A 25644-nucleotide genomic window follows, 5' to 3' on the forward strand; every position below is an offset into this window, starting at 1 on the left:
ATATTTAAAATAGAGCAGATGCAAGAAATAAACACCGTTATTCTCGATAAAAAACAGATTGCGCATAAAATAAAAAGAATTGCCTATCAAATCTACGAAACCAACGTTGATGAAACGGAAGTAGTAATTGCGGGCATACAAACGAATGGGTTCCTTCTAGCAAAAAAGTTAAAGATAGAGGTTGAAAAAATTTCCCCCATAAAGGTGATGCTCTGCGAAGTAGTAATTGATAAAAAAAATCCAACTCGACCAATCGAAACTTCACTGAAGCAAGAAGAATACAAAAATAAATCGCTCCTTTTGGTAGATGACGTACTACACTCGGGAACCACTTTGATATATGGAGTAAAGCATTTTCTAGAAGTTCCGCTAAAACAATTTAAAACTGCTGTTCTCGTGGATCGCAATCATAAAAAATATCCTGTAAAGGCAGATTTTAAGGGAATTTCTCTTTCCACTTCCTTAAATGAAAATGTCTCCGTGATTTTTGAGAAGAATAATGACAGGGCCGTACTAGAATAATCCAGCTATAATATTTTCCACAATCTTATCGGTATTCTCCTCACCGGCTTCCACTGTCATATGGGCTTGGTTGTAATAAAATGCCCTCTCAAAAAGATGTTTTCTTATAAAATCTTCCAATACCTCCTCTGAATTTAGATGCGCCAGAAGAGGCCTTCCATCCTTTTCATCATACAGCCGTCTAACCAGTGTGGGAATTGGCGCTTTTAGATATATTGAAATAACCTTGCTAGTCTTTAATATCACCTCCATCGCATCTCCGTAACAGGGGGTGCCCCCACCAGTTGCTAAAACAAAACTGTCAGCCTGTTGAAGTAAGTTTTTTAAAATTTGATTTTCCACCCTTCGGAAATAGATTTCTCCTTTTTTCGCGAATATTTCTGAGACAGATGATCCTTCTGCTTTTTCAATTTCGGAATCCATATCTTTAAATGGAAGCTGGAGTGCTGAAGCTAATTTTTTTCCAACGGATGACTTTCCGCTTCCCATATATCCCATCAAAATTATTTTCATAGATTTTCAAATTACGAAATTCACATATTTTGGCATAATTAGCATCAATACTTTATGAATTTTTTATTCAAACTAAAATTTTAGAGAAAAAATATCATTTGTGAGGCCCTGTATTTCAAAGGTTTTGAATTTTCCTCAAATTTAATTCATTTTCGTTTTGAAAATTTAATTTAATGATAGTATATTTGCACCCGCATTAAGGAAGACCTGGTAGCTCAGTTGGTAGAGCACCTCCCTTTTAAGGAGGTGGTCCTGGGTTCGAGCCCCAGCCAGGTCACAAAAAGTTAAGCCTTTGGTTTAACTTTTTTTGTTTTAGTTCTTTTATACTTTAATGAACTAAGTATCCACCCGGGTGCTGGAATTGGTAGACAGGCATGGTTGAGGGCCATGTGTCCTTTGGGCGTGTGGGTTCAAGTCCCATCCCGGGTACATTTTTTAAAGAATAACTTTAAACGGTTCTAAAAGTATAATTCTGGACTTGTAGAATTAAAATTTCCCTCAAATAGTATTTTTCTACTGCTGTAAAATGTCTAGTAGGTCCTTAAATATTCTACCACTTGCCGCGCTTCTTCTTGCGTAAGCTTTAAATCAACCATTCTCGTTTCGTAAACAGCTTTTAATGCCTTAACCTGTGGATCGTTCTCTATCATCCCATCGGGATTCAATATCATATTCATTACCCATTGTGGAGAACGTTTTTCCAAAACTCCGCCGAGCGCCGGCCCTCTATTACTATTATGTATTTCATTACAAATAGTGCACTGTTTATTAAAGATTTCTTCCCCCTTGGCTGCCATTTCTTTATTTATTTCCATTCCTAGCTCCACAGGCTCCTTTATTAGTCCGACACCTGTTTTGACCTCAGACGGCGCTTCAACCATTGCATTAATAGAATCATTGTTTTCTACTTTATTGCCATCATCTTTTACTTGATGCCCCCAATTACAGGCGACTAAAGATAAAAACGGAATTAACATGTAGAAGATTTTATAAGTTTTCATAGTCGTAGTATTAAATTAATATTGTGTTTTCCAATCTCTAACCTAAAATTACAATGCATCGTTGTTTTTCACCATATTATTAACGTTTGCTTAATCAGAGTAGAATTGTAGTAGATACGCCTTTAGAAAGTAAATTTTGTGTTTACCGGGGGAATGAGTTCTTCTTTCAAATGCTATAAATGCTGGGTTGAAACGATTTTATAAAATTCCTCTATATTTAAAGAACGGGTTGATCTTATATAGTTTTATATTTTCCAAAAACAAATTTTATAATTGTGTTTAGAGAGTTTCACTTTTTTTTAAACAATCTCACATCTTTTTAGTACTTTCACCTTGTAATAATAAATATCTCTTCAGTGGTCAAAACACATTTTGGCATAAAGGATCTTGAAAACCTCTCAAACGTTAAAGCCCATACAATTAGGATTTGGGAAAAACGGTACAACCTGCTTGAACCGGACCGTACCGATACAAACATCAGAAAGTATGACCTACAGAACCTTAAAAAATTATTGAACGTCGCCTATCTATACAATGCTGGGTATAAAATCTCAAAAATTGCGAGTTTAGATTCTGCGCAAATTCAGGCATTGATTAAAGAGAACATTAATGGCCTCGATTCTGAATACATGCTGAATGTCTTTAAATCGGCCATGTTTGAATTTGATGGCCAACTTTTTGACGCCACCTTGAAAAAACTATTGGAAACAAAATCCTTTAGGGAAGTTTTCGTTAAGATATTTGTACCATTACTAAATGAAATGGGAATATTGTGGCATTCGGGAACTATTGATCCATCCCACGAGCACTTCATATCCGAAAAAATTAAACATACCATAATTAGTTTTTCAGATAAAGAAAAAAAAATTAGCACTAAACCAGGCCCTCTATTCACCCTCTATCTACCATATCAGGAAATACACGAGATTGGGCTGCTATATGCCAATTACGAATTGATTTCAGCAGGGTACAACACCATTTTTTTGGGAGCGAATATTCCCTTGGAAAGCTTGACGCATATTTTGAACAGTAAGCAGCGGGTAATTTTTGTCACCTATTTTACAATCCAACCAGAGAATGATAATCTTAAAAAATATCTTTCCGATTTTCAAACCGAAGTAGGCTCCAAAGGATCATGCGAACTCTGGGTATTGGGAAACAAGGCAGAAAAAAGCAGCAAGAACACTAAAAATCTTAAATTTTTCAGAGATATAACCCTTTTCACGGACCATATCGAAAAATTCCAACAATCATAAAAAAAAGACTCTCCGATCATCTAGTTTTAGATCTAAGTCATTCTATTTCCTTAATTCTTTCCCAAAATTTGAATTCAAGTATGAAAATAAATCGTGCAAATTTCATTTTTGTTTAAATAAAATGTAGATTTGTTAAACAATATGAAAGACATCGCAGTTATTGGTTCCGGTTTTTCTTCGCTCGCTGCATCTTGTTATTTGGCACAGGCAGGAAATAAAGTAACCATTTATGAAAAGAATGGAACTATTGGCGGAAGGGCCCGCCAGTTAAAAAAGGACGGCTTCACTTTCGACATGGGCCCCACTTGGTACTGGATGCCCGATGTTTTTGAACGTTTCTTTAAAGATTTTGGAAAGCGTCCCTCTGATTTTTACGCCTTGGAAAAGTTAAATCCAGCATATCGAGTATATTTTGCGAACAATGAATATATAACTATAGAGGATACGCTTGAAAAAATATGTACGGCTTTCGAAAATGAGGAAGCAGGAAGTTCGATAAAGCTCAAAAAATTTATGGCTCAAGCCTTGGACAATTACAATATCGCCATAAAAGACTTGGTTTATAGGCCGGGCGTTTCGCCAATGGAATTGGTCACCGCTGCAACCATGAAAAAGATAGGCCAGTTTTTTAGCACGATAAGCAAAGATGTGCGCCGCGAATTTTCAAACCCCAAGCTTATATCCATTTTAGAGTTTCCGGTTCTCTTTCTGGGAGCAAAACCTTCGGATACACCTTCGTTTTACAGCTTTATGAATTATGCTGACTTTGGCTTGGGCACATTTCACCCAAAAAATGGCATGTACTCCGTAATTGACGGAATTAAAAGACTTGCGGAAGAATTGGGCGTAACTATAAAGACAAATGAAAACGTTGAAAAAATAATTGTTGAGAACGGAAAAACCAGTGGGCTTATTTCCAACGGTGAAATGATTGAAGCAGATGTAGTTTTGAGCGGTGCCGATTATCACCACACCGAAACACTCCTGGAAAAAAGGTTCCGTAAGTATTCCGAAAACTATTGGAGCAAAAAAACCTTCGCCCCTTCCGCCCTGCTTTTTTACGTTGGGTTCGATACCAAAATAAAGCATGTAGATCATCATACATTATTCTTTGATGTAGATTTCAAAAAACATTCTGAAGAAATATATGATTCTCCCAAATGGCCCGACGAACCGCTTTTTTACGCGAGTTTCCCATCCAAGACGGATAATAGTGTGGCTCCAGAGGGAAAAGAGGGGGGAATATTCTTAATTCCGTTGGCTCCGGGTCTGGATGACATCCCTGAAATACGTGAGGAATATTTCGAAAAAATAATGGCGCGGTTTGAACAAATTACAGCACAGGAGGTCAAAAAATACGTTATATTTAAAGAATCCTTTTGCATCAACGATTTCATTTCAGATTATAATAGTTACAAAGGAAACGCATACGGCCTCGCAAATACCTTAATGCAGACCGCTTTTTTAAGGCCGAAACTGAAAAGCAAAAAAGTAAAAAACCTCTTTTTTACAGGACAACTTACCGTGCCTGGCCCCGGCGTTCCTCCGGCTCTGATTTCGGGGAAATTGGTAGCCGGTTTAATCGATAAAGAAAACATACAGTGAAAGAACTTTTTGACATCGTATCCAAAAAATGTAGCAAAGAGGTAACCAAAACTTACAGTACCTCCTTTTCATTGGCTACACGAATGCTTGGGTCCGCCATACGCCAGGACATCTACAACATTTATGGTTTTGTGCGTTTCGCCGATGAAATTGTAGATTCGTTTCACGAATACAATAAAGAAATCCTTTTCAACCGCTTTGAAAATGCTTTGGAAGAAGCGCTCTTGGATAAAATCAGTTTAAATCCTATATTAAATTCATTTCAGGAAACGATCTATAAATACAATATTCAAAAAGAGCTAATAGATACTTTTATGGCGAGTATGCGTTTGGACCTCACTAAAAGCGTGTATTCCACTACGGAAGAATTCAATGACTATATTTACGGCTCTGCAGACGTTGTGGGCTTAATGTGTTTAAAAGTTTTTGTGAAAGGTGATATTGAGAAATATAACCAGCTGAAGGAATCAGCCATGAATCTGGGCTCTGCCTTTCAAAAGGTAAATTTTCTGCGCGACCTGAAAGAAGATTACGAAAACCTGAGCCGAACCTATTTTCCAAATACCAATCTCGACTCTTTGGATGAGGAATCAAAAATGATAATTATTGAAGAGATAAAAGAAAACTTTAATAGAGGGTACCAAGGCATTCTCCAATTGCCGCACGATTCCAAACTCGGGGTTTTTGTGGCATATCGATATTATAAGAGATTGCTGAAAAAACTTCAACAAACCCCCGCCATCGAAATAAAAAACGCGCGGATACGCGTTCCAAACGTTGAAAAAATTGGGCTTTTAACGCGCAGCTATGTAAAATATCAATTAAATTTGGTGAAGTGATAAGTGCTCCGTTTTGAGAGAACTCAACACCCCAAATAACAAATCCCGAATCACGAATTAACAAAGTAAAAAACAACAATGACAACAGTTCTTTGGATATTAATTTTCATTTCCACCTTCTGCATTATGGAATTTATGGCGTGGTTTACCCATAAATATATTATGCACGGCTTTTTATGGAAATTGCACAAAGACCATCACCACAAAGACCACGGCAGCTGGTGGGAGCGGAACGATTATTTCTTTTTGTTTTACGCCCTGGTCAGCATCAGTTGTTTTATAGGATGGAGCTATTATGGCTTTTGGGCAGGGTTGCCTATCGGTTTGGGCATTTTTGCCTATGGGGTTACCTACTTTTTTGTGCACGATATTTTTATACACCAGCGTTTTAAAATGTTCCGAAACGCCAATAACTGGTACGCCCGTGGTATCAGGCGTGCGCACAAAATACACCACAAACATTTGGGAAAGGATAAAGGCGAATGTTTCGGGATGCTATTTCCGCCACTGAAATATTTTAAAAAATAAAGCATGTGGCATCTCTATCTTTTATTGGACATCGCCTCGCTGAGTGTCCCGTTTCTCTTTAGTTTTCACCCAAAATTGAAGTTTTATAAACTTTGGAAATATTTTTTTCCCGCCACCTTTATCATAATGGCTTTTTTTATTCCGTGGGACATCATCTTTACACAGCAGGGGTTTTGGGGCTTCAACGAAAAATACCTCTCAGGAATACATTTGGGAAACTTGCCAATTGAAGAATGGCTCTTCTTTATCTGCATTCCCTATGCTTGTCTTTTCACTATCTACGCCTTTAAAAATTTACTGCCAAAATTTTCCCTTTCAAAAAAAGTAACCGGAATAGTCTATTTTTCATTGCAGACCATTTTGATTGTCTCCCTGCTCTATTTTTACGACCGTTGGTACACCGCGGTCAATTTCGGTTATGCCATTGTGTTACTGGCCTTGGTTTATAACTATAAACGTGAAACGCTACAAGTTTTCTTCCCCGTATTCCTCATTCTTTTGGTGCCATTTTTTATAGTGAATGGGTTTCTCACCGGCAGTTGGATCCATGAACAAGTGGTTTGGTACAACGATGCCGAAAATTTGGGCATCCGTATTGGTACCGTTCCCATTGAGGACAGTATTTATGCCTTAACAATGCTGTTGACAGTTTTTGTTCTGATGGAAAAATTCAGCGAAAAATATCCTTCCCAAGAGGAAATACCCTAATTTGATTTTTTCTGAAAAAATCGGCAAATTAACAGCAATAAAATTTCATATACAATAGGTTGCGAAATGTAAATAGAATGCGTTTTTACATTACATTTAATCCTAAAAACCGCAGTTGTTATGATACATCCTAAAACTGAGCTTAAATTTATCAGCGATCAAATAGGTTACGGCGTGGTTGCTACCGAATTTATACCCGCCGGCACAATAACCTGGGCCTTGGACGATCTGGATCGGGAATTTACGCCAGCCAAGCTAAAGAAAATGAATCCGCTTTACCAACAGATTCTTGAAACTTATTGTTACAGAAACGGCAAAGGCAACTTTGTGCTGTGCTGGGACTATGGCCGCTACGTAAACCACAGTTTTAAGAGCAATTGTTTATCTACCGCCTATGATTTTGAAATTGCAATCCGCGATATTCAGCCTGGGGAAGAGCTGACGGACGATTACGGCTACTTAAATGTGTCTGAACCTTTTAAGGGCATAGATGAAGGAACCCGCCGAAAGACGGTGTATCCCAACGATCTTTTGAACCACCACCAAACCTGGGATAAGCAGCTCTTGAAAAATTTTCCAAAAATTCCTAAAGTTGAGCAGCCACTAAAATCCTTGCTAACCCCAAAATTATGGAATACGATTACTGCAATTGCCGAGGGAAAAAAGGAAATGGACTCAATTCTAAAAAACCATTTTCCGGGCTAGTTTTTAGGGACTATTCGGTAAGCAGGTTGTCCAATAGAGCCCTCATTTTTTTACTGTTCCAGTCTGCTGCGCCTTCTTCATCAATGATAATCTCCCCGGTTTTTGAAATTAAATAAGTAGTCGGCAGGGCCTGTGACCTCAATTGTTTTGGCGCTTCATATTTTTGAAGAAAAACGGGCAATGAGTAGCTGTTTTTCTGAAGAAATCTATTCACTTTTTCAGATTCTTCCGAAGTGACGAAATAGAAATCTACTTTATCCCCGTAGCTATCATATAATTTCTGAAACGAGGGCATTTCGGCAACGCAGGGCGGGCACCAAGTAGCCCAAAAATTTACAATGGTAACCTTCCCTTCCGATTGTGAAAAATTAATCTCCCCACCTTCCATTTCCAGTAAATTCCATTGATAATCCTGTAATGTCTCGCGGTCCGACACCTTTTTTTCCGAAGGCGAAAAGGAAATAAGCCGCTGCACAAAAACCTGAATTGGCATTCGCGTTTGCGGGATAATCAGCAACGCCAAAAATGCAAAAAACAAGATATTGCCCCAATGTTTCTTTATAAATTTCATCAACATTAATATTATAAAAAAACCTAACAGGGTTTTAAAATCCTGTTAGGTTTAGTAGTATTTAAACCCTTTTTAAGCGTTCTGCTTTTTTATCAAATTCAGAGCAGATCCTTCGCGATACCACTTAATCTGTGCATCGTTATAGGTATGGTTTACTTTAATTGTATCCTTGCTGCCATCTTTATGGACTATTTCAACTGTAAGCGGTTTGTTTGGCGCAAATTCTGAAATATCCACAAAGTTGAAGGTATCATCTTCTTGAATCAAATCATAATCAGCTTCGTTGGCAAAGGTAAGTGCCAACATTCCCTGCTTTTTTAAGTTGGTTTCGTGTATTCGCGCAAATGATTTTACCAAAACCGCCGCAACACCCAAGTGACGTGGCTGCATGGCCGCGTGCTCGCGCGAAGAACCTTCGCCATAATTATGGTCACCCACAACTATTGTTTTTACGCCTTTTGCTTTGTACTCGCGTTGCACATCTGGCACCCCGCCGTACTCGCCGGTAAATTGGTTTTTTACAAAATTGGTTTGTTTATTGAAAGCGTTTACGGCGCCAATTAATGTATTGTTGGCAATATTGTCCAAATGCCCCCGGTAGCGCAACCACGGACCAGCCATTGAAATATGGTCGGTGGTACATTTTCCGAAAGCTTTAATCAATAATTTTACACCTTGCAATTCCGAATCCTTAATAGGAAGGAAAGGCTCCAATAATTGAAGGCGCTCACTGTCTTTCGCTACTTTCACCTCAACCGAGCTTCCATCTTCCTTGGGTGCCAAATATCCGTTATCCTCCACTTCAAAGCCTTTTGGCGGCAATTCCAATCCACGGGGTTCGTCAAGTTTCACCTCCTGTCCGTCTTCATTTAAAAGCGTATCGTTCATCGGGTCAAAATCCAAACGGCCCGAAATAGCGATTGCGGCAACCATTTCCGGCGAGCCAACAAACGCGTGTGTGTTGGGGTTTCCGTCAGCGCGTTTCGAAAAGTTTCGGTTGAATGAATGCACGATGGTGTTCTTTTCATCGCCTTTTCTATCGCTTCGGTCCCACTGGCCAATGCACGGTCCGCAGGCGTTTGTAAAAATGGTGGCTCCCAGATTCTCAAAAACGTCCAAAAGTCCGTCGCGCTCTGCGGTAAAACGGATTTGCTCTGAACCGGGATTTATTCCGAAATCGCTCTTTGGTTTTAATTTTTTATCGATGGCCTGTTGCGCAATAGACGCCGCCCGCGTTAAATCTTCATAGGAAGAATTGGTACAGCTACCTATCAAGCCCCAATCCACTTTTAAGGGCCATTCATTTTTCTTTGCTTTTTCACCCAATTGGCCCACTGGCGTCGCTAAGTCTGGCGTAAAAGGACCGTTCAAGTGTGGACGCAATGCCGTTAAGTCAATTTCTATAACTTGATCAAAATATTTCTCGGGATTTGCGTAAACTTCATCATCACCGGTTAAATATTCACGGATTTTATTGGCTTCGTCTGCAATTTCTGCACGATCTGTTGCTCTAAGGAAGCGCTCCATGGCGTCGTCATAACCAAAAGTTGAAGTAGTCGCGCCTATTTCGGCACCCATATTACAGATGGTCCCTTTTCCGGTACAGGAAAGATTTTTTGCACCCGGACCGAAATATTCAACAATGGCACCCGTTCCACCTTTTACGGTAAGGATTCCGGCCACTTTCAAAATAACATCTTTTGAAGCTGTCCAGCCATTCAGTTCCCCCGTAAGTTTTACGCCTATTAACTTCGGAAATTTTAGCTCCCAAGGCATTCCTGCCATTACATCTACGGCGTCAGCACCGCCCACGCCTATAGCCACCATTCCCAAGCCACCTGCGTTTACGGTGTGACTATCGGTACCTATCATCATTCCTCCGGGGAAGGCGTAATTTTCTAAAACCACTTGGTGGATAATTCCTGCTCCTGGTCTCCAAAAGCCGATTCCGTATTTGTTTGAAACCGATTCCAAAAAGTCGAAAACCTCGTTACTGGTTTCATTTGCGCGCTTTAAATCGGGCGCGGCACCCTGTTTGGCCTGAATTAAATGATCACAGTGAACGGTAGTTGGTACTGCAACTGTTTTTTTACCAGCCTGCATAAATTGCAAAAGCGCCATTTGGGCGGTTGCATCCTGGCACGCTATTCTATCTGGGGCAAAATCCACATAATCCTTTCCTCGCTGGAAAGCCTTATCTGGATTGCCATCCCAAAGGTGGGAATATAAAATCTTTTCGGAAAGTGTAAGTGGTTTTCCCGTGATTTCACGTGCTTTATCCACACGTTCCGCCATCTGGGCATAAACCTTTTTAATCATATCAATATCAAAAGCCATAATTGTATTTTTAGTTGTTTGCGAAAATACAAAAATTTAGAATATTTAAAAAATATTTAATGAAAATGCCTATTTAATGAACATAATTCAGTAAATACCAAATATTGTTGAATATAATTGCCGATATGATAAAGTTAACTGTGAAAAATTAAGAAATTCAGAATATTATAAAAGAATGTTTTATAATTTCAAAAGATGGGAAATATTCCGCTTAATATAGGCTCTTGATTATTTCCTCAATACTTAACCCTTCGGCTTCGGCCTTGTAGTTTTTTATAAGCCTATGGCGAAGGATTCCGATTGCGGCTTTCTGCACGTCCTCAATATCCGGAGAAAATTTTCCGTGCAAGGCTGCATTTGTCTTGGCTGCCAAAATGAGGTTTTGCGAGGCGCGTGGCCCTGCGCCCCAATCAATATAGTTTTTTACGGTATCAGTCGCGGTGGAGCTATTGGGACGGGTTTTTCCAACGAGTGTTACTGCGTATTCCACAACATTGTCCGCTACCGGAATTCTTCGGATCAATTGCTGAAAGTCTATGATTTCCTGCGCAGTGAAAAGGGCATTCACCTTTTCTATTTCTCCGGCAGTGGTTTGCTTTACTACCTCGACCTCTTCAGAAAAAGAAGGGTATTCCAGGTTTATGGCAAACATAAACCGATCCAACTGCGCCTCGGGCAAGGGGTAGGTTCCCTCCTGCTCTATCGGGTTTTGGGTAGCGAGTACAAAATAGGGAAGATCCAATTTATAGTGGTGGCCAGCAACGGTTACTGCACGCTCCTGCATAGCTTCCAGTAGGGCCGCTTGGGTTTTGGGAGGCGTTCGGTTAATCTCGTCTGCAAGGATGATGTTGGCGAAAATGGGCCCTTTTATGAATTTGAATTCACGGTTTTGATCTAAAATTTCAGAACCCAAAATATCGCTCGGCATCAAATCTGGCGTAAACTGAATTCTTTTGAACTTGAGACCGAGCGCTTCCGCAACAGTGTTTACCAATAAGGTTTTCGCAAGCCCGGGAACACCTATAAGCAAAGCGTGCCCGCCGGAAAAGATGGCAAGCAAAACCTGCTCAACTACTTCATCTTGACCTACTATTACTTTTTTTATTTCTTTTTTAAGGGCGTTGTATTTGGAAACCAGTTGCGATACCGCTGCTACGTCTGACATATTGTTTTCTATATTATTTTTTTAACCAATCTCCAGCAAAGTCACAATCCTGGTAATCTTGATTGATGCTAATATACGTATCTTTTATTTTCTCGTTCTGCCATTTGTTGATTACCTTAATCTGCTTTTCGCGTAAGGCCAATTGTTTGATGCGCTCATAATCATTGGCATAATCGGCTTTGTGCTCGGGGTATTTTTTAGTAACGGTAAGGATCTTCAAACTGCTTTTTCCGGTACGGTCACGGTCTGTGAAAATTTCAGAAACCTGCCCTTCTTTTAAATTATACACTTGGGCGCTGAGGGTAGGATCCATTTTGGTAAGATCAAACTTAGTGTCAAATGTTATGGGGTTAACCAATTGGCCACCATTATTTCTGGTTTCCTTATCGTCTGAGTACTTTCTGGCACCTTCGGCAAAGGTAATTTCGCCATTCTCTATTTCGGTTTTGATGTCCTCTATCTTTTTCTGTGCTTCATCGATCGATTTTTGTGATACTTCGGGAAACATTAGAATATGCCTAACATCTACCTCCTGCCCGCGGATCTTTTCAACATAAAGAATATGCCAGCCAAATTCCGTTTCAAAAGGCTCACTGATCTCGCCTTCCAAAAGTGAAAAAGCCTGATCCTTAAATTCCTTTGCCCAAGGCGAATCGCGTCTTACGCCCTGATAAAGGCCTCCTTTTGAAGCAGAACCCGGATCTTTGGAATAAAGCACCGCTTTAGTTGCAAAACTGGAGCCGTTGTCAATAATATCTGCACGAATTGCGTTTAGTCTGGCTATGACCTCGTCTATGGCCTGTTTGGTTACTTCGGGGTCAATAACAATTTGCGCAATTTCAATCTCCGCTCCAAAAACGGGGCGTTCTTCTTCGGGAATGGAAAAGAAAAAAGTACGTACCTCTTCTGGGGTAACCTCTACTTTTTCAATTACTTTTTGCTGCATTAAGCTTGCCAATTTTATGCTCTTATTGGCTTCAAAAAGTTCCTTTTTTAGATCGGCAATGTTATCTTTTCTGTAGTATGCCGCAACTTTTTCCTCACTGCCCAATTCACTGATCATATATTGCAATTGCTGATCAATCATTCCGTTTATTTCGGCATCGGGAACTAAAATGCTGTCCTGCTGGGCCTGGTGCGCGTATAGTTTATCCTCCATCAACTTGCCCATTAATTGGCAACGGGTTATGTCTTCAATAGACATGCCCTGCGATTGCATTTCCACGTAGGCCTTATCGATATCGCTATCAAGAATTACGTATTCGCCAACTACGGCGCTTACACCTTCTGCCTTGTACCTTTTAAAAGGTTTTAAAGTGTCGCGCTTTACAGCTTGCTGCATCACCAAGGAATCATTAGCTTTCGCAACCCCGGTACTGTCCGGCTCTACCACTGTTTGTGCTTGTAGCATTGCAGAAGTAAGTAACAATACCAATAAAAGTTTATTCATTTTTATAGATTTCAAAATTATTTGTTTCAATAGCATCTCTTGTAATATCTGTTTCAAGTTTTTTTATGAGTTCCAGCTTTCTTTTATTCAGAATTATTTGTTTCAAAGTAGGCTTAACATAGGAAAGAGGCGCGGTATCATTGGGATTGAGCACATCTTCAATTTTCACCAAATATACTCCTAATGAATCTTGCAATTGTGTAAAATTGGATTTTTTTAACACTTGCTCACTGTTGTCCCTAATTGCGGGCAAGGTATTTAGCAAAATTTCTTTTCTCACCCAAACCGAATCATTGAAGTTTGAGGAAATAAATTGATAGTCCTGGCTGTTAAGTGACTTTCTATCCTTTTCGTTATATCTTCCCAGCTTCTCGCGTACGGACGCCAAACCTTCATAATTGACCGGCAACTGCACGTAGCGCAATTTGACCAACAAATCTTTTAATCTGAAATTTTCTTTATTGGTCTCGTAATAGTCGCGATACTCCTGTTCGGTAATGGTGCTATCCAGTTGCTTGCTTACAATTACATTTTTATAGGCTTCCGTTAATAAATCGTTTTGGTATTCCTGCACCAGTTTTTCGTACTGTTCCAATTGGTCTGCACTCAGATTTATTCTTGCTTGGTCTATAAGCAACTGCTGGGTGGCCCAACGGTTTATATAGTTGTTGACAATTAGAATACTATCCTCGGGGGTAGTATCTTCACTTATAAGTTTCTGGATGTCCTTTTCATATAAAAAATTGTCATTTACACGCGCCACTACGTTCTCCTCCATCTTTGGCTTAAAGTATTCACAGGAAACCAAAAGGGTGCAAAATAAAATTATATGAAAAATGTGACGTATCACTTCAAGTCTCTTTTAACTCGTTTTAAAGCTTTATTGTTAATGTCAACCTTGTATTTAGTTCGTAAACTTTCCATCCATGAAGCCTCAATATCATTTTGGTAATTGCTTAAAACCTTCCCTCTTACCTCGTCCAACGACTTGGGGCCGGGTGCTAATATTTCCTTGATGTTTACTACCACAAAAGAATCATTGTTGGGGTAAATAGTTGAAACTCCTTGTTTAATTGCAAGATTTTTTGGCAATTCGTGCTGATCTATTTCGAAAATTCCGGGAGTAATCAAAACATCTACTTTATCTTCGGTATTGAGCGTGGCTTTTATGTCCTCGGCAGTTTTGCCAGCTGCCAACATAGCTTGGATTTGTTCGGCGATTTTTTCAGAAGTTGCCGAATAAATATCCGCATCAACGCGCTGTTTCCATTGATAGTTTTCCTTGGTTTTATTATAATATGCCTCAAGGCCTAAGGTATCGGTTTTCGCCTTGTCCCAGATATTTTTGTTCATTACGTCAAAAATCAATAGCCCATCGCGGTATTCGTTGAGTACGGCGGCATAATCTTCGTTATCCTCTTCAAGTTTTTCCTTGAAATAATCTTTTAGCTGCTCTGTCTCAAACTCGTTGTAAAGTTCCACCAACAAAGCTTCCTTTTGTTTGTAAGGTCTTGTTGATTTTTGGCGATTCTCGATATATTTGGCAAAATCGGTATAGCCTACTTTTTTGTTTCCAATGGTGAAAAGCGTCTTTTCCTCAGATGCCGGGATTGGCTCCATAACCCATTTTCTCTTAAGCACCTCATCACTAACATAAGTATCAAAATAAGGCAGAAAGCTCGCTTCTTTCTTAAAGCCATATTTCTCTTTAATCTTATTGTTGGTGGCAGTAGTCACCAATTTGGAACGATCGCCTTCCGAGACCTTTTTTTCAAGCATTGGTTTTTGCTCCTCAAAGCTTTCCATAGGCAATTTTTCATCCAGACGAATAATATGCCAACCAAAATCCGTTTTTACGGGCTTACTGATATCGCCCACATTTTTAAGTTCATAGGCCGCATCCTCAAATTCTGTGGCCCGCAGGTCTCCTTTGGTAAAGGGATTCAATTTTCCACCTTTAACCGCGGAATTTTTATCATCAGAAAATTGTTTTGCCAGGCTTTCAAAAGACTCGCCTTGCTTTAACATGGTGTAAATTTCATTAATACGTTCTTCTGGATTAAAAGTACGCGCGCCCTTTTTGTCAGAAATCATAATGTGCGAAACGCCAATCTTAGGAAGTTTGGCCCGTTTATCCTTCACTTTAATAATATGGTAGCCAAAACTGGTTCTTACTATATCAGATATTTCACCTACCGGGGTATTGTAGGCCGCAGTTTCAAAGGGATAGACCATTGTAAAAACAGAGAAATATCCCAGATCGCCAGCTCTTTCGCTGGCGCCAGGCTCTTCTGAGTACGTTTTTGCCAAGGTTGTGAAATCTTCACCTTTTAGGGCTCTTTCCCTGATTGACTTTATCTTGTTATAAGCGGCAAGCGTATCCTGCGGCACCGATTCGTAATCGGTACGGATTAATATGTGCGAGGCGGCAATATCAAACTTTCCGCGTTCGTAGGCCTCCTTGGCAAGTTCTTCCGTAACCTTGTCCTCAAAAAGATAATTTCTGGATAATTGGTCACGATACTTCGAAAATTCACGCTTATAAGTACTTTCCTCATCTAGCTTTTGGGCTTGGGCCTCCACAATTTTCAGCTTATAATCTACAAATAGATTCAAATACCCATCTATATCCTTTTGGGATTCATCTTGAACCAGATCCAAATTCTTTTTATAAACACGCTTAAATTCATTGGTATAAACAGGGTCGCCGTTTATGGTCATTAGCACCTCTTTCTTGTTTTGAGAAAAAACGGTGGTGGCACCCAAAAAGACCAAAATGAACAGGGAAAGAAAATTTTTCATCATTTTTTGAATATTTATTTTTATTGAAGCGTGGCAAAAATAGCAAAAAGCTTCGTTAACATACCTCAGAAATGCAAACGAATTTAATATAATTATAGTGTTTTTACATTTTAAAAATATTGCTGAAAACCCGTATCTTGCCGAAGGTTTAAAAACCGGCAAGCCACAAGTCAAAATTTGGGACGACAGTTCCTTCAAACGCTATTTAAATGCCTGAAAGAATAAAACTAATTTGGGATTTTCACGGACCGAATGCGAAACACATTGCCCAGCACCACGCCAAACATTTAAACGAATATGCCGAGGCCGAGCACCTGCAGCACAGCTTTACGGGAGCGGAAGAATTAACCCCAATGCACCATATCGCCTATATGGTGGTGGAAAAAAAGTTAATGGACACCTTGAGACAAACACTCAAGCCCACTCGCGGGCAGTTATTTGACGGGGGATGAAAACGTTTTTTCAAGATACTTTTCAATATACGCACCATAGCAACCTGTCGGTCATTTCAGCAGTGCAGGACAATCCATCCCTTTTTACGGGGCGAGCAGGTGTTTTAATCTGCCACACCCTGAACGCCCACCACATTTGGAACCACAGAATATCGGGAAGCTCGCCGAGTTTTTCCGTCTGGGGAGCGCTAGCCCTAAATCAATTACAGGAGGTTGAGACTGAAAATTTTAGCCAAAGTCTTCAAATTATCGAGAAAGAAGATTTTGACGAAAAAATTAGCTATCAAAATACCAAAGGCCAAACCTTTGTGAATAGCGTTTCCGAAATTCTCTTCCACATAATTAACCACAGCACTTATCATCGTGGTCAGATTGTAAATCTTTTAAAACAGGAAGGGGTGCCACCCTTGGTTACCGACTATATTTTTTACAAACGATAGGCCAACTGCCTGTATATTTGCAATATTTATAGTAATATTGCTCTCCTAAATTATTTAAAAATAAAGCAAAATGAAATTTCTGAAGATTGCCGTATTCCTTTTAAGCATTTCCGCTTTCGCCCAAAGCAAAGTGGGCGCTGTTGATATTGATTACATCCTGTCAAAAATGCCAGAAATGGAAACCGTTAAGACCCAAATGGAAACCTACGGAGCACAACTGGATTTAGACTTGAACAAAAAAGTGGACGAGTACAAAAAACTTGCAGAGGCTTATAAGAAAAATGAGGCCTCCCTTACCCCAGAGGAAAAAAAGACCAAACAGACGGAGCTCATAGCCTTGGACGCCGACATCCAAAAATTTCAGCAGAACGGTGCCAAACTAATGGAAATAAAGCAACAGGAATACCTGAGTCCGCTCTATAAAAAAATAGGCGAAGCCCTGGATAAAGTTGTAAAGGCACAAGGCTATACCCAGGTGATGGAAACTACTCCGGAATTAGTTTACCTAGATCCCAATTATGATCTTACCCTTCCCATCCTCTCAGAACTTGGCATCACAATAACTGCCGAAGCGGAAGGTGAATAGAAATTTTTATTGACTTATAGACAAACGTGAGGTTTTAAATCTCACGTTTTTTTATGCTTCTATTTAATCAAAAAAGTATATTTGAAGAGTTCCCGCTTCCAAAATTAGTTGCGAAAACCAGCAAATTTTATACAAAGCAGAATTGAGGAAGAAAAATACCTCCGACCTTGAAAAAATAATCAATTATTTTGAAGCGTTGGTATCTACCTTAAAACAATAAAGCACCATAAATCGGTGCTTTATAAAAATATCTGATTATCCAACTATCTACTGTAATTAGGCGCTTCCTTTGTAATAGTTACGTCGTGCGGATGACTTTCGGCAATTCCGGAAAAGGTAATTTTCACAAACTTCCCGTTTTCCTTTAAGGTCTCAATATCCTTGGCCCCGCAATATCCCATTCCGGCCCGCAAGCCACCAATGAACTGCGTCATACTTTCCACCAACTCACCTTTGTACGGCACACGGCCCACAATGCCTTCGGGAACCAATTTTTTGATATCGTCTTCCACATCCTGAAAATAACGATCTTTGGAACCCTGTTTCATTGCTTCCACGGAACCCATTCCGCGGTAGGATTTGAATTTTCTTCCTTCATAAATTATAGTCTCACCTGGAGATTCCTTCGTTCCGGCCAATAATGAACCGAGCATTACACAATCGGCTCCCGCGGCAATCGCCTTGGGAATATCGCCCGTGTATCGAATACCTCCATCGGCTATCACGGGAACTCCGCTTCCCTTTAAAGCCGCCGCAACTTCCAGCACCGCAGAAAACTGTGGAAACCCTACTCCAGCAACCACACGAGTTGTACAAATTGAACCCGGTCCAATACCTACTTTCACGGCATCGGCACCAGCATCAACTAAATATTTAGCTGCTTCTGGGGTAGCGATGTTTCCCACTATTACATCGAGATCTGGGAATTTTTGTTTTACCTGTCTCAAAACCTCAACCACGCCCTTAGTGTGTCCGTGAGCAGTATCGATAATTACGGCGTCAATCTGAGCGTGTACCAAAGCCTCCGCTCTTTGCACTGCATCGGGTGTTACGCCAAGGGCCGCAGCCACGCGTAGTCTTCCATACTTATCTTTGTTGGCAATAGGTTTTTGGGTAAGTTTTGTAATATCCCTAAATGTAATAAGCCCCAACAATTTTCCGTCATCGCTCACTACAGGTAGTTTTTCAATTTTGTTCTGTTGAAGAATAATCTCCGCTTCCTTTAAAGAAGTGCCCTGCGCCACGGTAACCAAGTTTTCGGAAGTCATTACCTCGCTCAAAGGACGTTTTAGGTCTTTTTCAAAACGGAGGTCGCGGTTGGTGACAATTCCTATAAGTTTCCCCGCATCATCAGTAATTGGAATACCCCCGATGCTGTACTCACGCATCGTTTTTTGCGCATCGCCCACGGTGCTGCCTTTTTTCAGCGTAACCGGATCTATTATCATGCCGCTTTCAGCTCGTTTCACTTTCCGTACTTCGGCAGCCTGCTGTTCAATGGTCATGTTTTTGTGAAGCACCCCAATACCTCCTTCCCGAGCAATAGCAATGGCCATGGCGCTTTCCGTAACCGTATCCATAGCGGCGGACACAATGGGAACGTTCAAAGTAATATTTCGTGAAAATTTTGTGGCGATGGAAACTTCGCGGGGTAAAACTTCGGAATAGGCAGGCACTAAAAGTACGTCGTCGTAAGTAAGGCCTTCCCCAAGAATTTTGTTGTCGTGTGCGGTCATTGCAATTAATTTAACTTCCGAAAGAGCGAAAGTGGTTATGGATTAATTGCGTGCAAATGTACATCTTTTAATTCAGAATTTTGAATTAAGAATTGTGAATTATCCTGCAGCTATTAAAAATATAGAGATATGTTCAAAAATCTCGCAGCCATTTTCAATTATAACTTTATCTGAAGCGTAGCATACCAAGTACGCGGCTGGCTGGGAAGAATTCCCGGCCCGGGATACCCAGTAGCGCGGCGCGTAAAATAACTGTTGTTTAAAACATTGTTGATTCCACTTTCCAACTTAAAACGGCCAAAAGTATATGCCAAGGATAGATCCAAAATATCATAAGCCGGAATTTCGCCCACGATGCCACTCTGACTTTCAAAATCGCGCTCACTGTTGGTGGCATCGGTAAATTGCTTGCTCAAATAAGTGTATTGCAGACTTCCCAAAAAGTTTTTATAACCGAAGCCAAGTCCGGTTTTTAAGTTTATAGCAGGAATAAATTCCACTTTTTTGCCTTCCACATTATTCTCTTCGGATGAAGTGTATTCGCTATCGGTTAATGCCAGGTTCACGAAATAATTCATCCTCAAATATCTATTCGCCGAAAAAGTTTCCATAATGTTCCAATCCACAAAACTTTCCAAACCATAGGTAACCGCATCTCCAATATTTCCGCGGAAGCGTTCCTCTTGAATATCGCTCACCTCGCGCACGATAACCCCTAACCTATCCTGATAGCTTAAGAAAAAACCACCGATGTCATACGAAAGATATTTACCAAACCGTCCGCGTGCGCCCAAATCAAAAGTGTAACCTTGCTCATCGGTAATGTTTGGATCAACTACTAATGACGGATTGGTTATTCTAATATCATTAAAAGTAACCGAACGGTAGTTTTGGCTGACGTTCCCATAAATTTCCAACGACTTTAAGGGTTTATAACTCAACCCTACTCCCAATAACACAAAAGCTCGGTCAAATTCGCGGTTATCGGCAATGTTCTCGTTCAAGATAGGATTGCCTGCAATGTCAAAATTTATTTTTTTGTATTCCCCTTCGCTCTGCGTTTTTATATATTCAAACCGAAAACCGGGCGTAACCGAAAACTTGGACGAAATGTTGAAAATATTTTCTCCAAAAGCAGCAAAATTTAAATTCGGAAACTCAAAATCACTTTGGCGCGGGTAGTTGGGATATTCAGAAGATGCGAATTCAAAATTGGCGTCACTATCGTTGGTTCCCGGCCCTTGGCGTTCGCTATTGTTTGATTGGTAATACTTTCCGCCAAAAAGCACCACATTCTCTTTTCCAAATAGATTATAGTGCGTTAAAAGTCTAGCCTCCGCGCCCCAATTGTTGAAATTTCCTGAAATCAATTCACGCGGCGCATCCAAATCATCCTGCTGCGAAACCCTGTTTTCCCGGAAACCAACAGATTTTCTATACGCGTCGAGGGCAAAAAGGTTTAGGCTGAAATCAGTCTTTTCAGAAAAACTGTGGTCCAAACGCAGCGAATAGAGTTTCCAATCTACCTTAAACCAGTTTCGTGTCCGGTTGCTGAAAGTTGGATCTTCCTCAAATTGCCTATCGGTAAGTCCACCCGGCTGTTGCGCCAAATAGTTTAAGTAACTCATTTCAAAAGCGAGAGTTGTTTTTTCTGAAAAATTATACTCCAAATGGGCGTAGGCGTTGTGCGAATCAAATTCAGAATTGGGCCTGAAATCATCGCCCGTTTTAAAGTTGTAATACGCGTAATAGCCAAACTTCCCCACGGTGCCGCTTAGGCTGTTGAAACTATTGAAAAGTTCATACGAACCTAAGGATTGTCGGGAAATCCATTCTATTTTTTTCTTCGGATTGGGTTGGTGCAACTTAAAATTTATCAATCCGCCAAACTGCGTTCCGTACTGAAGCGAAGCCGCGCCACGAACCACTTCAATCTCGCTAATGGCATCGGCGGGCGGGGTGTAGTAACTTTCGGGATAACCCAAAACATCTGCTGAAATATCATAACCATTTTGCCGTGTGTTAAAGTTCGCGGTTCTGTTTGGGTTCAAGCCGCGACCGCCAATGTTCAACTGTAAACCGCCATCGTTGTTTTCATAAATATTCAAGCCTACAACCTGTGCATAAATCTGTCTTGCATTGTTGGTGGCAGTATTTGTAGTCAGGTTGTCCATCACTACCACTTCGCTTTTTTTTCCGGCGTAAATGGCTGTGCCTTCCACCTGTTTTAAATTCCGCAAAGCGAAAATTTCCTCTTTACGTTTTGTGATCAGTACTTCGGAAAGCTGTTCGCCGAGCATTTCCAATTCGAAGTTTATCGTTGTATTTTCTGAAATTGTGAACTGCTTTTTCAATACTTCATATTCCAGATTGAAAACCGCAAATTCATAGGTTCCCGCGGGAATATCAGAAAATTCAAAATTTCCCGCTTCGTCGCTTACCTTAGATTTTCCGAGATCCAAAATATAAACTTCGGCGTAAGCTATCGGCGTTTTGGTTTCACTTGAAACCACTTTTCCCGAAACGGAAAATTGTGCAAACACGGAAAGGTTTACAAAAAGAAAGATTAGAAATAGGGCGTTTTTCAACATTGTAGTATTTTAAAGTCCTTTAATGGTATCGTTAAATGGCAGAATCCAATTCTTTCTTCGGAAGGATTCCCGTTGTTTCATCAAATCTACATTTGGGTCAACGTAAGGCTGACTCAATCTTCCGTTGAGTGCTACATAGCTTTCAGCGTAAACAGCTACATTTTCGTGGCCTTGCGCCTCAAAATGTTCACCCAAAAAATGTGCGTATTCCAATATAAAATCGGGTTGGGTGCTCATCTGTTTTTCTTGGAAAGGCGTCAAAAAGTCTGTATTGTCCACTAGAAATTGCTCACCCGTTTCGGTATTTTTTATTTTGAATTGTGCATAGCCCGCTTTCTCCATCAACATAACACGCCACGAAAAACGGTAGCCTTCCTCTGTCCAAAAAAGCTCGTTGGGGTACGCCAAATAGCGCCACGGAAACAATAGCTGAATCATAAAAAACACGGCAAGAATCGGCAAGGCAATATTTCTTTTGAAACGGTATTTCCTTGTTTGCGAAAGAGCGACCATTTTGGAATAATAAATTCGCAATAATTTTGAAATAAAACGGATTACTTTTCTGTGAAAGCCCGTGTCAAAAAAGATAAGTGTGCTCACGATCATTATATACGGAAACATCCCAATAGGGAACAAAACCCGCGTCATTACGTGAAAAGTTACGACCAATGCAAAAGCAAACCAACGCGTACGCCTGTAAAGCAATAAAAAAGGAATAGCCAAATCATACAGGGCGCCGCTCCAACTAAAAGTGTAATGTACCCAGGGTTGCTGCATTAAATCTCCCAGAAAAGGAAGATCGTATTTTGAGGGAAGCCAAATTTTTAAAGGCATAGCATTAAAGAGCCAATCGCTGTTCAGTTTTGCCAAACCTGCATAAAAATAGACAATGCCCAATATTAGTTTGATGCTATCTATAGTCCATTTTGGAACCATTTGAAAAGCCTTCCTCGGGTTTTTATAAGCATCCACTGAAAAATAAACGTTTGCAGGAAGAAAAATCATCAAAAACGCAACGCAGCTAATAAAATAATAATGGTTGAGATACGTGGTTTTATCCATCAACTCAATATAGGTGAAGCTTAAAAAGAAGACGATAATAGCTACACGATATTTATAGCCCAAAGCCACAAAGAGGGCGGCAATTCCACAAATTGCAAAAATTATATAGGTGTAATTTCCTATTGGTTTTACCCATTCAAAACCGTAATAGCTAAAGAAAAATTTCGGTTGTATGTATAATTTTTCAATCCATCCATTCGCCCAAAATCGCACTATTCCCAAAAACATCATAAAACCAAAAAGAACACGAAAGACCGCGAGTGGCGCGGCCTGTGTGTTCTTTTGAAAATATTTTTGGATTGCTGTAAACATTAGTCGCCGTCAGCGTCAACGTAATCTATGGTCACGTCCAGCGCTTGGATCATATCTACTTTTAACAAAACTACGATGCGCTGCAATTCATCGTATGTAGCGAGCATTTTTGAATTGTCAGTTTCTATTTGTTCCACAAAATTTGCATTTAGCTCGTTTGCCTTATTTTTTGCGACCGTGAATTGATTGTTTATCAAAGCACTTAGATTTTCACCGTTTTTGATAGTGTTCAGATAATCCAAATATGTTTTGAAGCTTGCTCCGTTGGAATTTCCGTTAAAACTTTTCCCATTAAAGAAATTTACACTGGCATTGATGGCTTCCAATAAAAGTTCTTTTGAAATATCTTTTTTATAAAATGCCTCTACGTTTTGTGGCAAAGTTCCGTTTGAAAAAACACCAGCAGGAATACCTACTTTTCCAGCCCGAAGCGCTTTTTCAAAATAGAAGATGTAATCATTTGTAAGTTTATCAACAGCACCGGAAGCTGATGAGCTTGTGTTTGCCACAAACGCATCGCGATAACCGGCCGTCCAGCTTGTAAGCACCTCGTTACTCAAAGTTTTTATAGTTTGGGAAAGTGTGGTTAAATAATTTTTATAGCCTTCGGCATTAGGATTTGAAGTATAAAAAACCACTATTTCAGCATCGGTTTCAGCAAGGCCATTCAGCATATAATCCAACGCAGGAAAGCCTTGTTTATCGATGGTGGAAGGCAATGCAAAATCATAATTTCCCGTTGCGATGAAGTCTTCTATTTGAGAAACGTTTGTAGGATAAACGTTCAAACGATTTCGGAAACGTACTTCCTCAGCCTTTCCTATTTCAAACATTAAAACATTCTGGAAAGACACATAAGCTTCTTTCCAAACTGTACGCAGCGCTTGCAGGTTTTCCACGGTTGGAGTTGCGGTGAATGCACTTGTTGCGGCTTCCATTTCCCCTACTTTGGAATTGAAACTGGTATATGCGGGAATGATGATATTATCTGCCCAGTTGGCGAGCATTGCGCCACGGTCAAAAGCATCATCGGTTTCTTCCGGGCCATCGCTATCGCTTGAACAAGCAGTAATAGTGGCAGCCACAAGAGCCAAAAAAATTCCAAATTTTAAAAACTTCATCTTAATCGATTTTTATTAAAACAACAATCGGCCAGAAATACCGACCGATTGGAAACTAATGTAACTAAATTATAAACTTCCTGCTTGGGCTACGGTAAAGTCGAACTTTGCCGCCATAGCTTCAGACACTGTGTCCAAGGTTTCTGGAGTAATATCCCAAAATCCATTGTCGGAAGAATCCATCAACATATTCAATAGGGTATCAACCTCATTTTTTGTAAATAATGGTGTGTTATTATCAGACATTCTTGTAAAACGTAAACTGTAAACAAAACCATAAGCTTCCGATAAGGCGTGGAAAGCGCCCTGACGATCGCCGTCAACAATTTTATTTTTACCGGCCTGTAGGTAATAAATACCACGAACGGCAATTACTTCAGAAATCTTTTCGCGGATGATTGCAACTTGCTCATCACGAACTTCATAATTTTTTGCAACAATTGCGGCGCGGCCCAATTTAAAAGCATCAAATATTTCAGCGGCAATAGTGGAAAAATCCGGGTCATCATTTACACGGCCCACGTATTCATTCAAGAATTTGTCGTCCTCGCCAATGGTTAAATTCGGGTTTTCAGGATTTGCAGAAGTTCCATAAAGGTAACCGTATGCCTCATCCCACTTGTGCTCCATAGTGGTGTAAGGTTTGTTTTCTTCGGTAATGTCGTTATTATTGTCTTCGCGATTATTACCCTCATCAAGCACCGCGACACTTAGATAATTGTTCAGCATTTGGTCTGCCATAACAGCGCCCAAAAGGCTTTTTGCGAAGGCCTGATTGTATTCCAATCCTTTGGCATTTACGTAGCGCGTTCTGGTGCCATCAGCAATTTGTCCTGCTACGCCAGGAGTTGCGGCTATCATTTTATTTGGAAACACCTCGTTGATTTGGGAGGATATATATGCTTCGAAGGTGGCTTTAATGGCAGCGCTTTCAGAAGTATTCATAAAGAAATAATCATAAGACGCCGCGGTCTTGCTTCTAAGATTTTTATCAGATGCATTCAAATCTGCTTCGCTAAAATCAGCGTTTCCCGCTTGGTGATTGTACATTGCCAGCAATGAGGCTTCCGTAGTGTTTTCAAAATCTGTAAATGCATTTGCCGTCTCCTGCGCCATTAAAATCCTGGTGGTTTGGCCATCAAAACTAACCGTTGATTCCGTTCCTCGCATAAAGTTATAGGTTGCCGGCGCCTCAACCGTGTTCTGAACTATAGGCTGATCATCGTCTGAAGAGCAGGAAGCAAACAGGGCCACTGATAGAATTGATGTGGTGAGAATTAAATTTTTCATTTAAAATATTATTTAGACTGAATTAAAATAGATTGGTTTTTCAGCCGCAAAA

At 40.1% G+C, this 25644-nt stretch carries 23 protein-coding genes and 2 tRNA genes; 12 read left to right on the forward strand and 13 right to left on the reverse strand.

Going from position 1 to position 25644, the window contains the following annotated elements; translation table 11 throughout:
- Positions 1 to 18 precede the first annotated feature (18 nt).
- The gene (locus MB09_RS13390) at positions 19 to 522 is read left to right on the forward strand and encodes a phosphoribosyltransferase family protein (protein WP_045081436.1); all 504 of its coding nucleotides are present in this window, start codon (positions 19 to 21) and stop codon (positions 520 to 522) included.
- Here MB09_RS13390 and MB09_RS13395 read toward each other — a convergent pair.
- Positions 514 to 1035 (reverse strand): shikimate kinase, encoded by a 522-nt coding sequence (locus MB09_RS13395; RefSeq protein WP_045081437.1) that lies wholly within the window; start codon positions 1033 to 1035, stop codon positions 514 to 516. The two genes, MB09_RS13390 and MB09_RS13395, sit on opposite strands and share 9 nt — an antisense overlap.
- A 204-nt stretch (positions 1036 to 1239) precedes the next feature.
- Here MB09_RS13395 and MB09_RS13400 point away from each other — a divergent pair.
- Positions 1240 to 1312: transfer RNA gene (locus MB09_RS13400), tRNA-Lys, on the forward strand.
- 69 nt (positions 1313 to 1381) lie between these two features.
- Positions 1382 to 1464: transfer RNA gene (locus MB09_RS13405), tRNA-Leu, on the forward strand.
- Between the two features lie 101 nt (positions 1465 to 1565).
- Here the strand turns inward: MB09_RS13405 and MB09_RS13410 are convergent.
- Positions 1566 to 2036 carry a c-type cytochrome gene (locus MB09_RS13410; RefSeq protein ID WP_045081438.1) on the reverse strand — a complete coding sequence of 157 codons (471 nt, stop codon included), beginning with the start codon at positions 2034 to 2036 and terminating at the stop codon, positions 1566 to 1568.
- 356 nt (positions 2037 to 2392) lie between these two features.
- Here MB09_RS13410 and MB09_RS13415 point away from each other — a divergent pair, with 356 nt between their 5' ends.
- From MB09_RS13415 to MB09_RS13440, 6 genes are all read left to right on the forward strand, one after another.
- Positions 2393 to 3292 (forward strand): MerR family transcriptional regulator, encoded by a 900-nt coding sequence (locus MB09_RS13415; RefSeq protein WP_052671402.1) that lies wholly within the window; start codon positions 2393 to 2395, stop codon positions 3290 to 3292.
- 141 nt (positions 3293 to 3433) lie between these two features.
- The gene (locus MB09_RS13420; protein WP_045081440.1) at positions 3434 to 4897 is read left to right on the forward strand and encodes a phytoene desaturase family protein; all 1464 of its coding nucleotides are present in this window, start codon (positions 3434 to 3436) and stop codon (positions 4895 to 4897) included.
- Complete coding sequence (locus MB09_RS13425; protein ID WP_045081441.1) at positions 4894 to 5736, forward strand: phytoene/squalene synthase family protein; 843 nt, start codon at positions 4894 to 4896, stop codon at positions 5734 to 5736. Before MB09_RS13420 ends, MB09_RS13425 begins: the two co-directional genes overlap by 4 nt.
- Positions 5737 to 5814: 78 nt before the next feature.
- Positions 5815 to 6264, forward strand: a complete 450-nt coding sequence (locus MB09_RS13430; RefSeq protein WP_045081442.1) for a sterol desaturase family protein — start codon at positions 5815 to 5817, stop codon at positions 6262 to 6264.
- Between the two features lie 3 nt (positions 6265 to 6267).
- The gene (locus tag MB09_RS13435; RefSeq protein WP_045081443.1) at positions 6268 to 6972 is read left to right on the forward strand and encodes a lycopene cyclase domain-containing protein; all 705 of its coding nucleotides are present in this window, start codon (positions 6268 to 6270) and stop codon (positions 6970 to 6972) included.
- 120 nt (positions 6973 to 7092) lie between these two features.
- Positions 7093 to 7677 carry an SET domain-containing protein gene (locus MB09_RS13440; RefSeq protein WP_045081444.1) on the forward strand — a complete coding sequence of 195 codons (585 nt, stop codon included), beginning with the start codon at positions 7093 to 7095 and terminating at the stop codon, positions 7675 to 7677.
- Between the two features lie 10 nt (positions 7678 to 7687).
- Here MB09_RS13440 and MB09_RS13445 read toward each other — a convergent pair whose 3' ends face one another.
- From MB09_RS13445 to MB09_RS13470, 6 genes are all read right to left on the reverse strand, one after another.
- A complete protein-coding gene (locus tag MB09_RS13445) occupies positions 7688 to 8248 on the reverse strand; it encodes a TlpA family protein disulfide reductase (protein ID WP_045081506.1) in 561 nt (186 codons plus the stop codon).
- Between the two features lie 72 nt (positions 8249 to 8320).
- On the reverse strand, positions 8321 to 10585 hold the full coding sequence (locus tag MB09_RS13450; RefSeq protein WP_045081445.1) for an aconitate hydratase: 2265 nt from the start codon (positions 10583 to 10585) through the stop codon (positions 8321 to 8323).
- 211 nt (positions 10586 to 10796) lie between these two features.
- On the reverse strand, positions 10797 to 11750 hold the full coding sequence (locus MB09_RS13455) for an AAA family ATPase (RefSeq protein WP_045081446.1): 954 nt from the start codon (positions 11748 to 11750) through the stop codon (positions 10797 to 10799).
- 13 nt (positions 11751 to 11763) lie between these two features.
- Positions 11764 to 13236 (reverse strand): peptidylprolyl isomerase, encoded by a 1473-nt coding sequence (locus MB09_RS13460; protein ID WP_045081447.1) that lies wholly within the window; start codon positions 13234 to 13236, stop codon positions 11764 to 11766.
- Positions 13193 to 13978: a peptidyl-prolyl cis-trans isomerase gene (locus MB09_RS13465; protein ID WP_240484842.1), complete on the reverse strand. Its 786-nt coding sequence runs from the start codon at positions 13976 to 13978 to the stop codon at positions 13193 to 13195. The genes MB09_RS13460 and MB09_RS13465 overlap by 44 nt, the downstream gene beginning before the upstream one ends.
- A gap of 68 nt (positions 13979 to 14046) precedes the next feature.
- Entirely contained in the window at positions 14047 to 16005 is a 1959-nt protein-coding gene (locus MB09_RS13470; RefSeq protein ID WP_045081449.1) for a peptidylprolyl isomerase, read from the reverse strand.
- A gap of 206 nt (positions 16006 to 16211) precedes the next feature.
- Here MB09_RS13470 and MB09_RS13475 point away from each other — a divergent pair, with 206 nt between their 5' ends.
- The 3 genes from MB09_RS13475 to MB09_RS13485 all read left to right on the forward strand — a co-directional run bounded on the left by MB09_RS13475 (position 16212) and on the right by MB09_RS13485 (position 17480).
- Positions 16212 to 16454 carry a hypothetical protein gene (locus MB09_RS13475; RefSeq protein ID WP_045081450.1) on the forward strand — a complete coding sequence of 81 codons (243 nt, stop codon included), beginning with the start codon at positions 16212 to 16214 and terminating at the stop codon, positions 16452 to 16454.
- A complete protein-coding gene (locus tag MB09_RS13480; protein WP_045081451.1) occupies positions 16451 to 16894 on the forward strand; it encodes a DinB family protein in 444 nt (147 codons plus the stop codon). The genes MB09_RS13475 and MB09_RS13480 overlap by 4 nt, the downstream gene beginning before the upstream one ends.
- Positions 16895 to 16964: 70 nt before the next feature.
- Positions 16965 to 17480 (forward strand): OmpH family outer membrane protein, encoded by a 516-nt coding sequence (locus MB09_RS13485; protein WP_045081452.1) that lies wholly within the window; start codon positions 16965 to 16967, stop codon positions 17478 to 17480.
- A 263-nt stretch (positions 17481 to 17743) separates the two neighbouring features.
- On the opposite strand, the gene guaB is transcribed toward MB09_RS13485, so the two are convergent.
- The 5 genes from guaB to MB09_RS13510 all read right to left on the reverse strand — a co-directional run bounded on the left by guaB (position 17744) and on the right by MB09_RS13510 (position 25592).
- A complete protein-coding gene (gene guaB, locus MB09_RS13490; RefSeq protein ID WP_045081453.1) occupies positions 17744 to 19216 on the reverse strand; it encodes an IMP dehydrogenase in 1473 nt (490 codons plus the stop codon).
- A 158-nt stretch (positions 19217 to 19374) separates the two neighbouring features.
- Entirely contained in the window at positions 19375 to 21807 is a 2433-nt protein-coding gene (locus MB09_RS13495; protein ID WP_045081454.1) for a TonB-dependent receptor, read from the reverse strand.
- Between the two features lie 9 nt (positions 21808 to 21816).
- Positions 21817 to 23181, reverse strand: a complete 1365-nt coding sequence (locus tag MB09_RS13500; RefSeq protein WP_045081455.1) for an HTTM domain-containing protein — start codon at positions 23179 to 23181, stop codon at positions 21817 to 21819.
- A complete protein-coding gene (locus MB09_RS13505) occupies positions 23181 to 24302 on the reverse strand; it encodes an imelysin family protein (RefSeq protein ID WP_045081456.1) in 1122 nt (373 codons plus the stop codon). Before MB09_RS13505 ends, MB09_RS13500 begins: the two co-directional genes overlap by 1 nt.
- Positions 24303 to 24371: 69 nt before the next feature.
- A complete protein-coding gene (locus tag MB09_RS13510) occupies positions 24372 to 25592 on the reverse strand; it encodes a DUF4856 domain-containing protein (RefSeq protein ID WP_045081457.1) in 1221 nt (406 codons plus the stop codon).
- Positions 25593 to 25644 lie beyond the last annotated feature (52 nt).

It is taken from the genome of Aequorivita vladivostokensis (assembly GCF_000952855.1).
In the GTDB taxonomy this organism is placed as follows: domain Bacteria; phylum Bacteroidota; class Bacteroidia; order Flavobacteriales; family Flavobacteriaceae; genus Aequorivita; species Aequorivita vladivostokensis.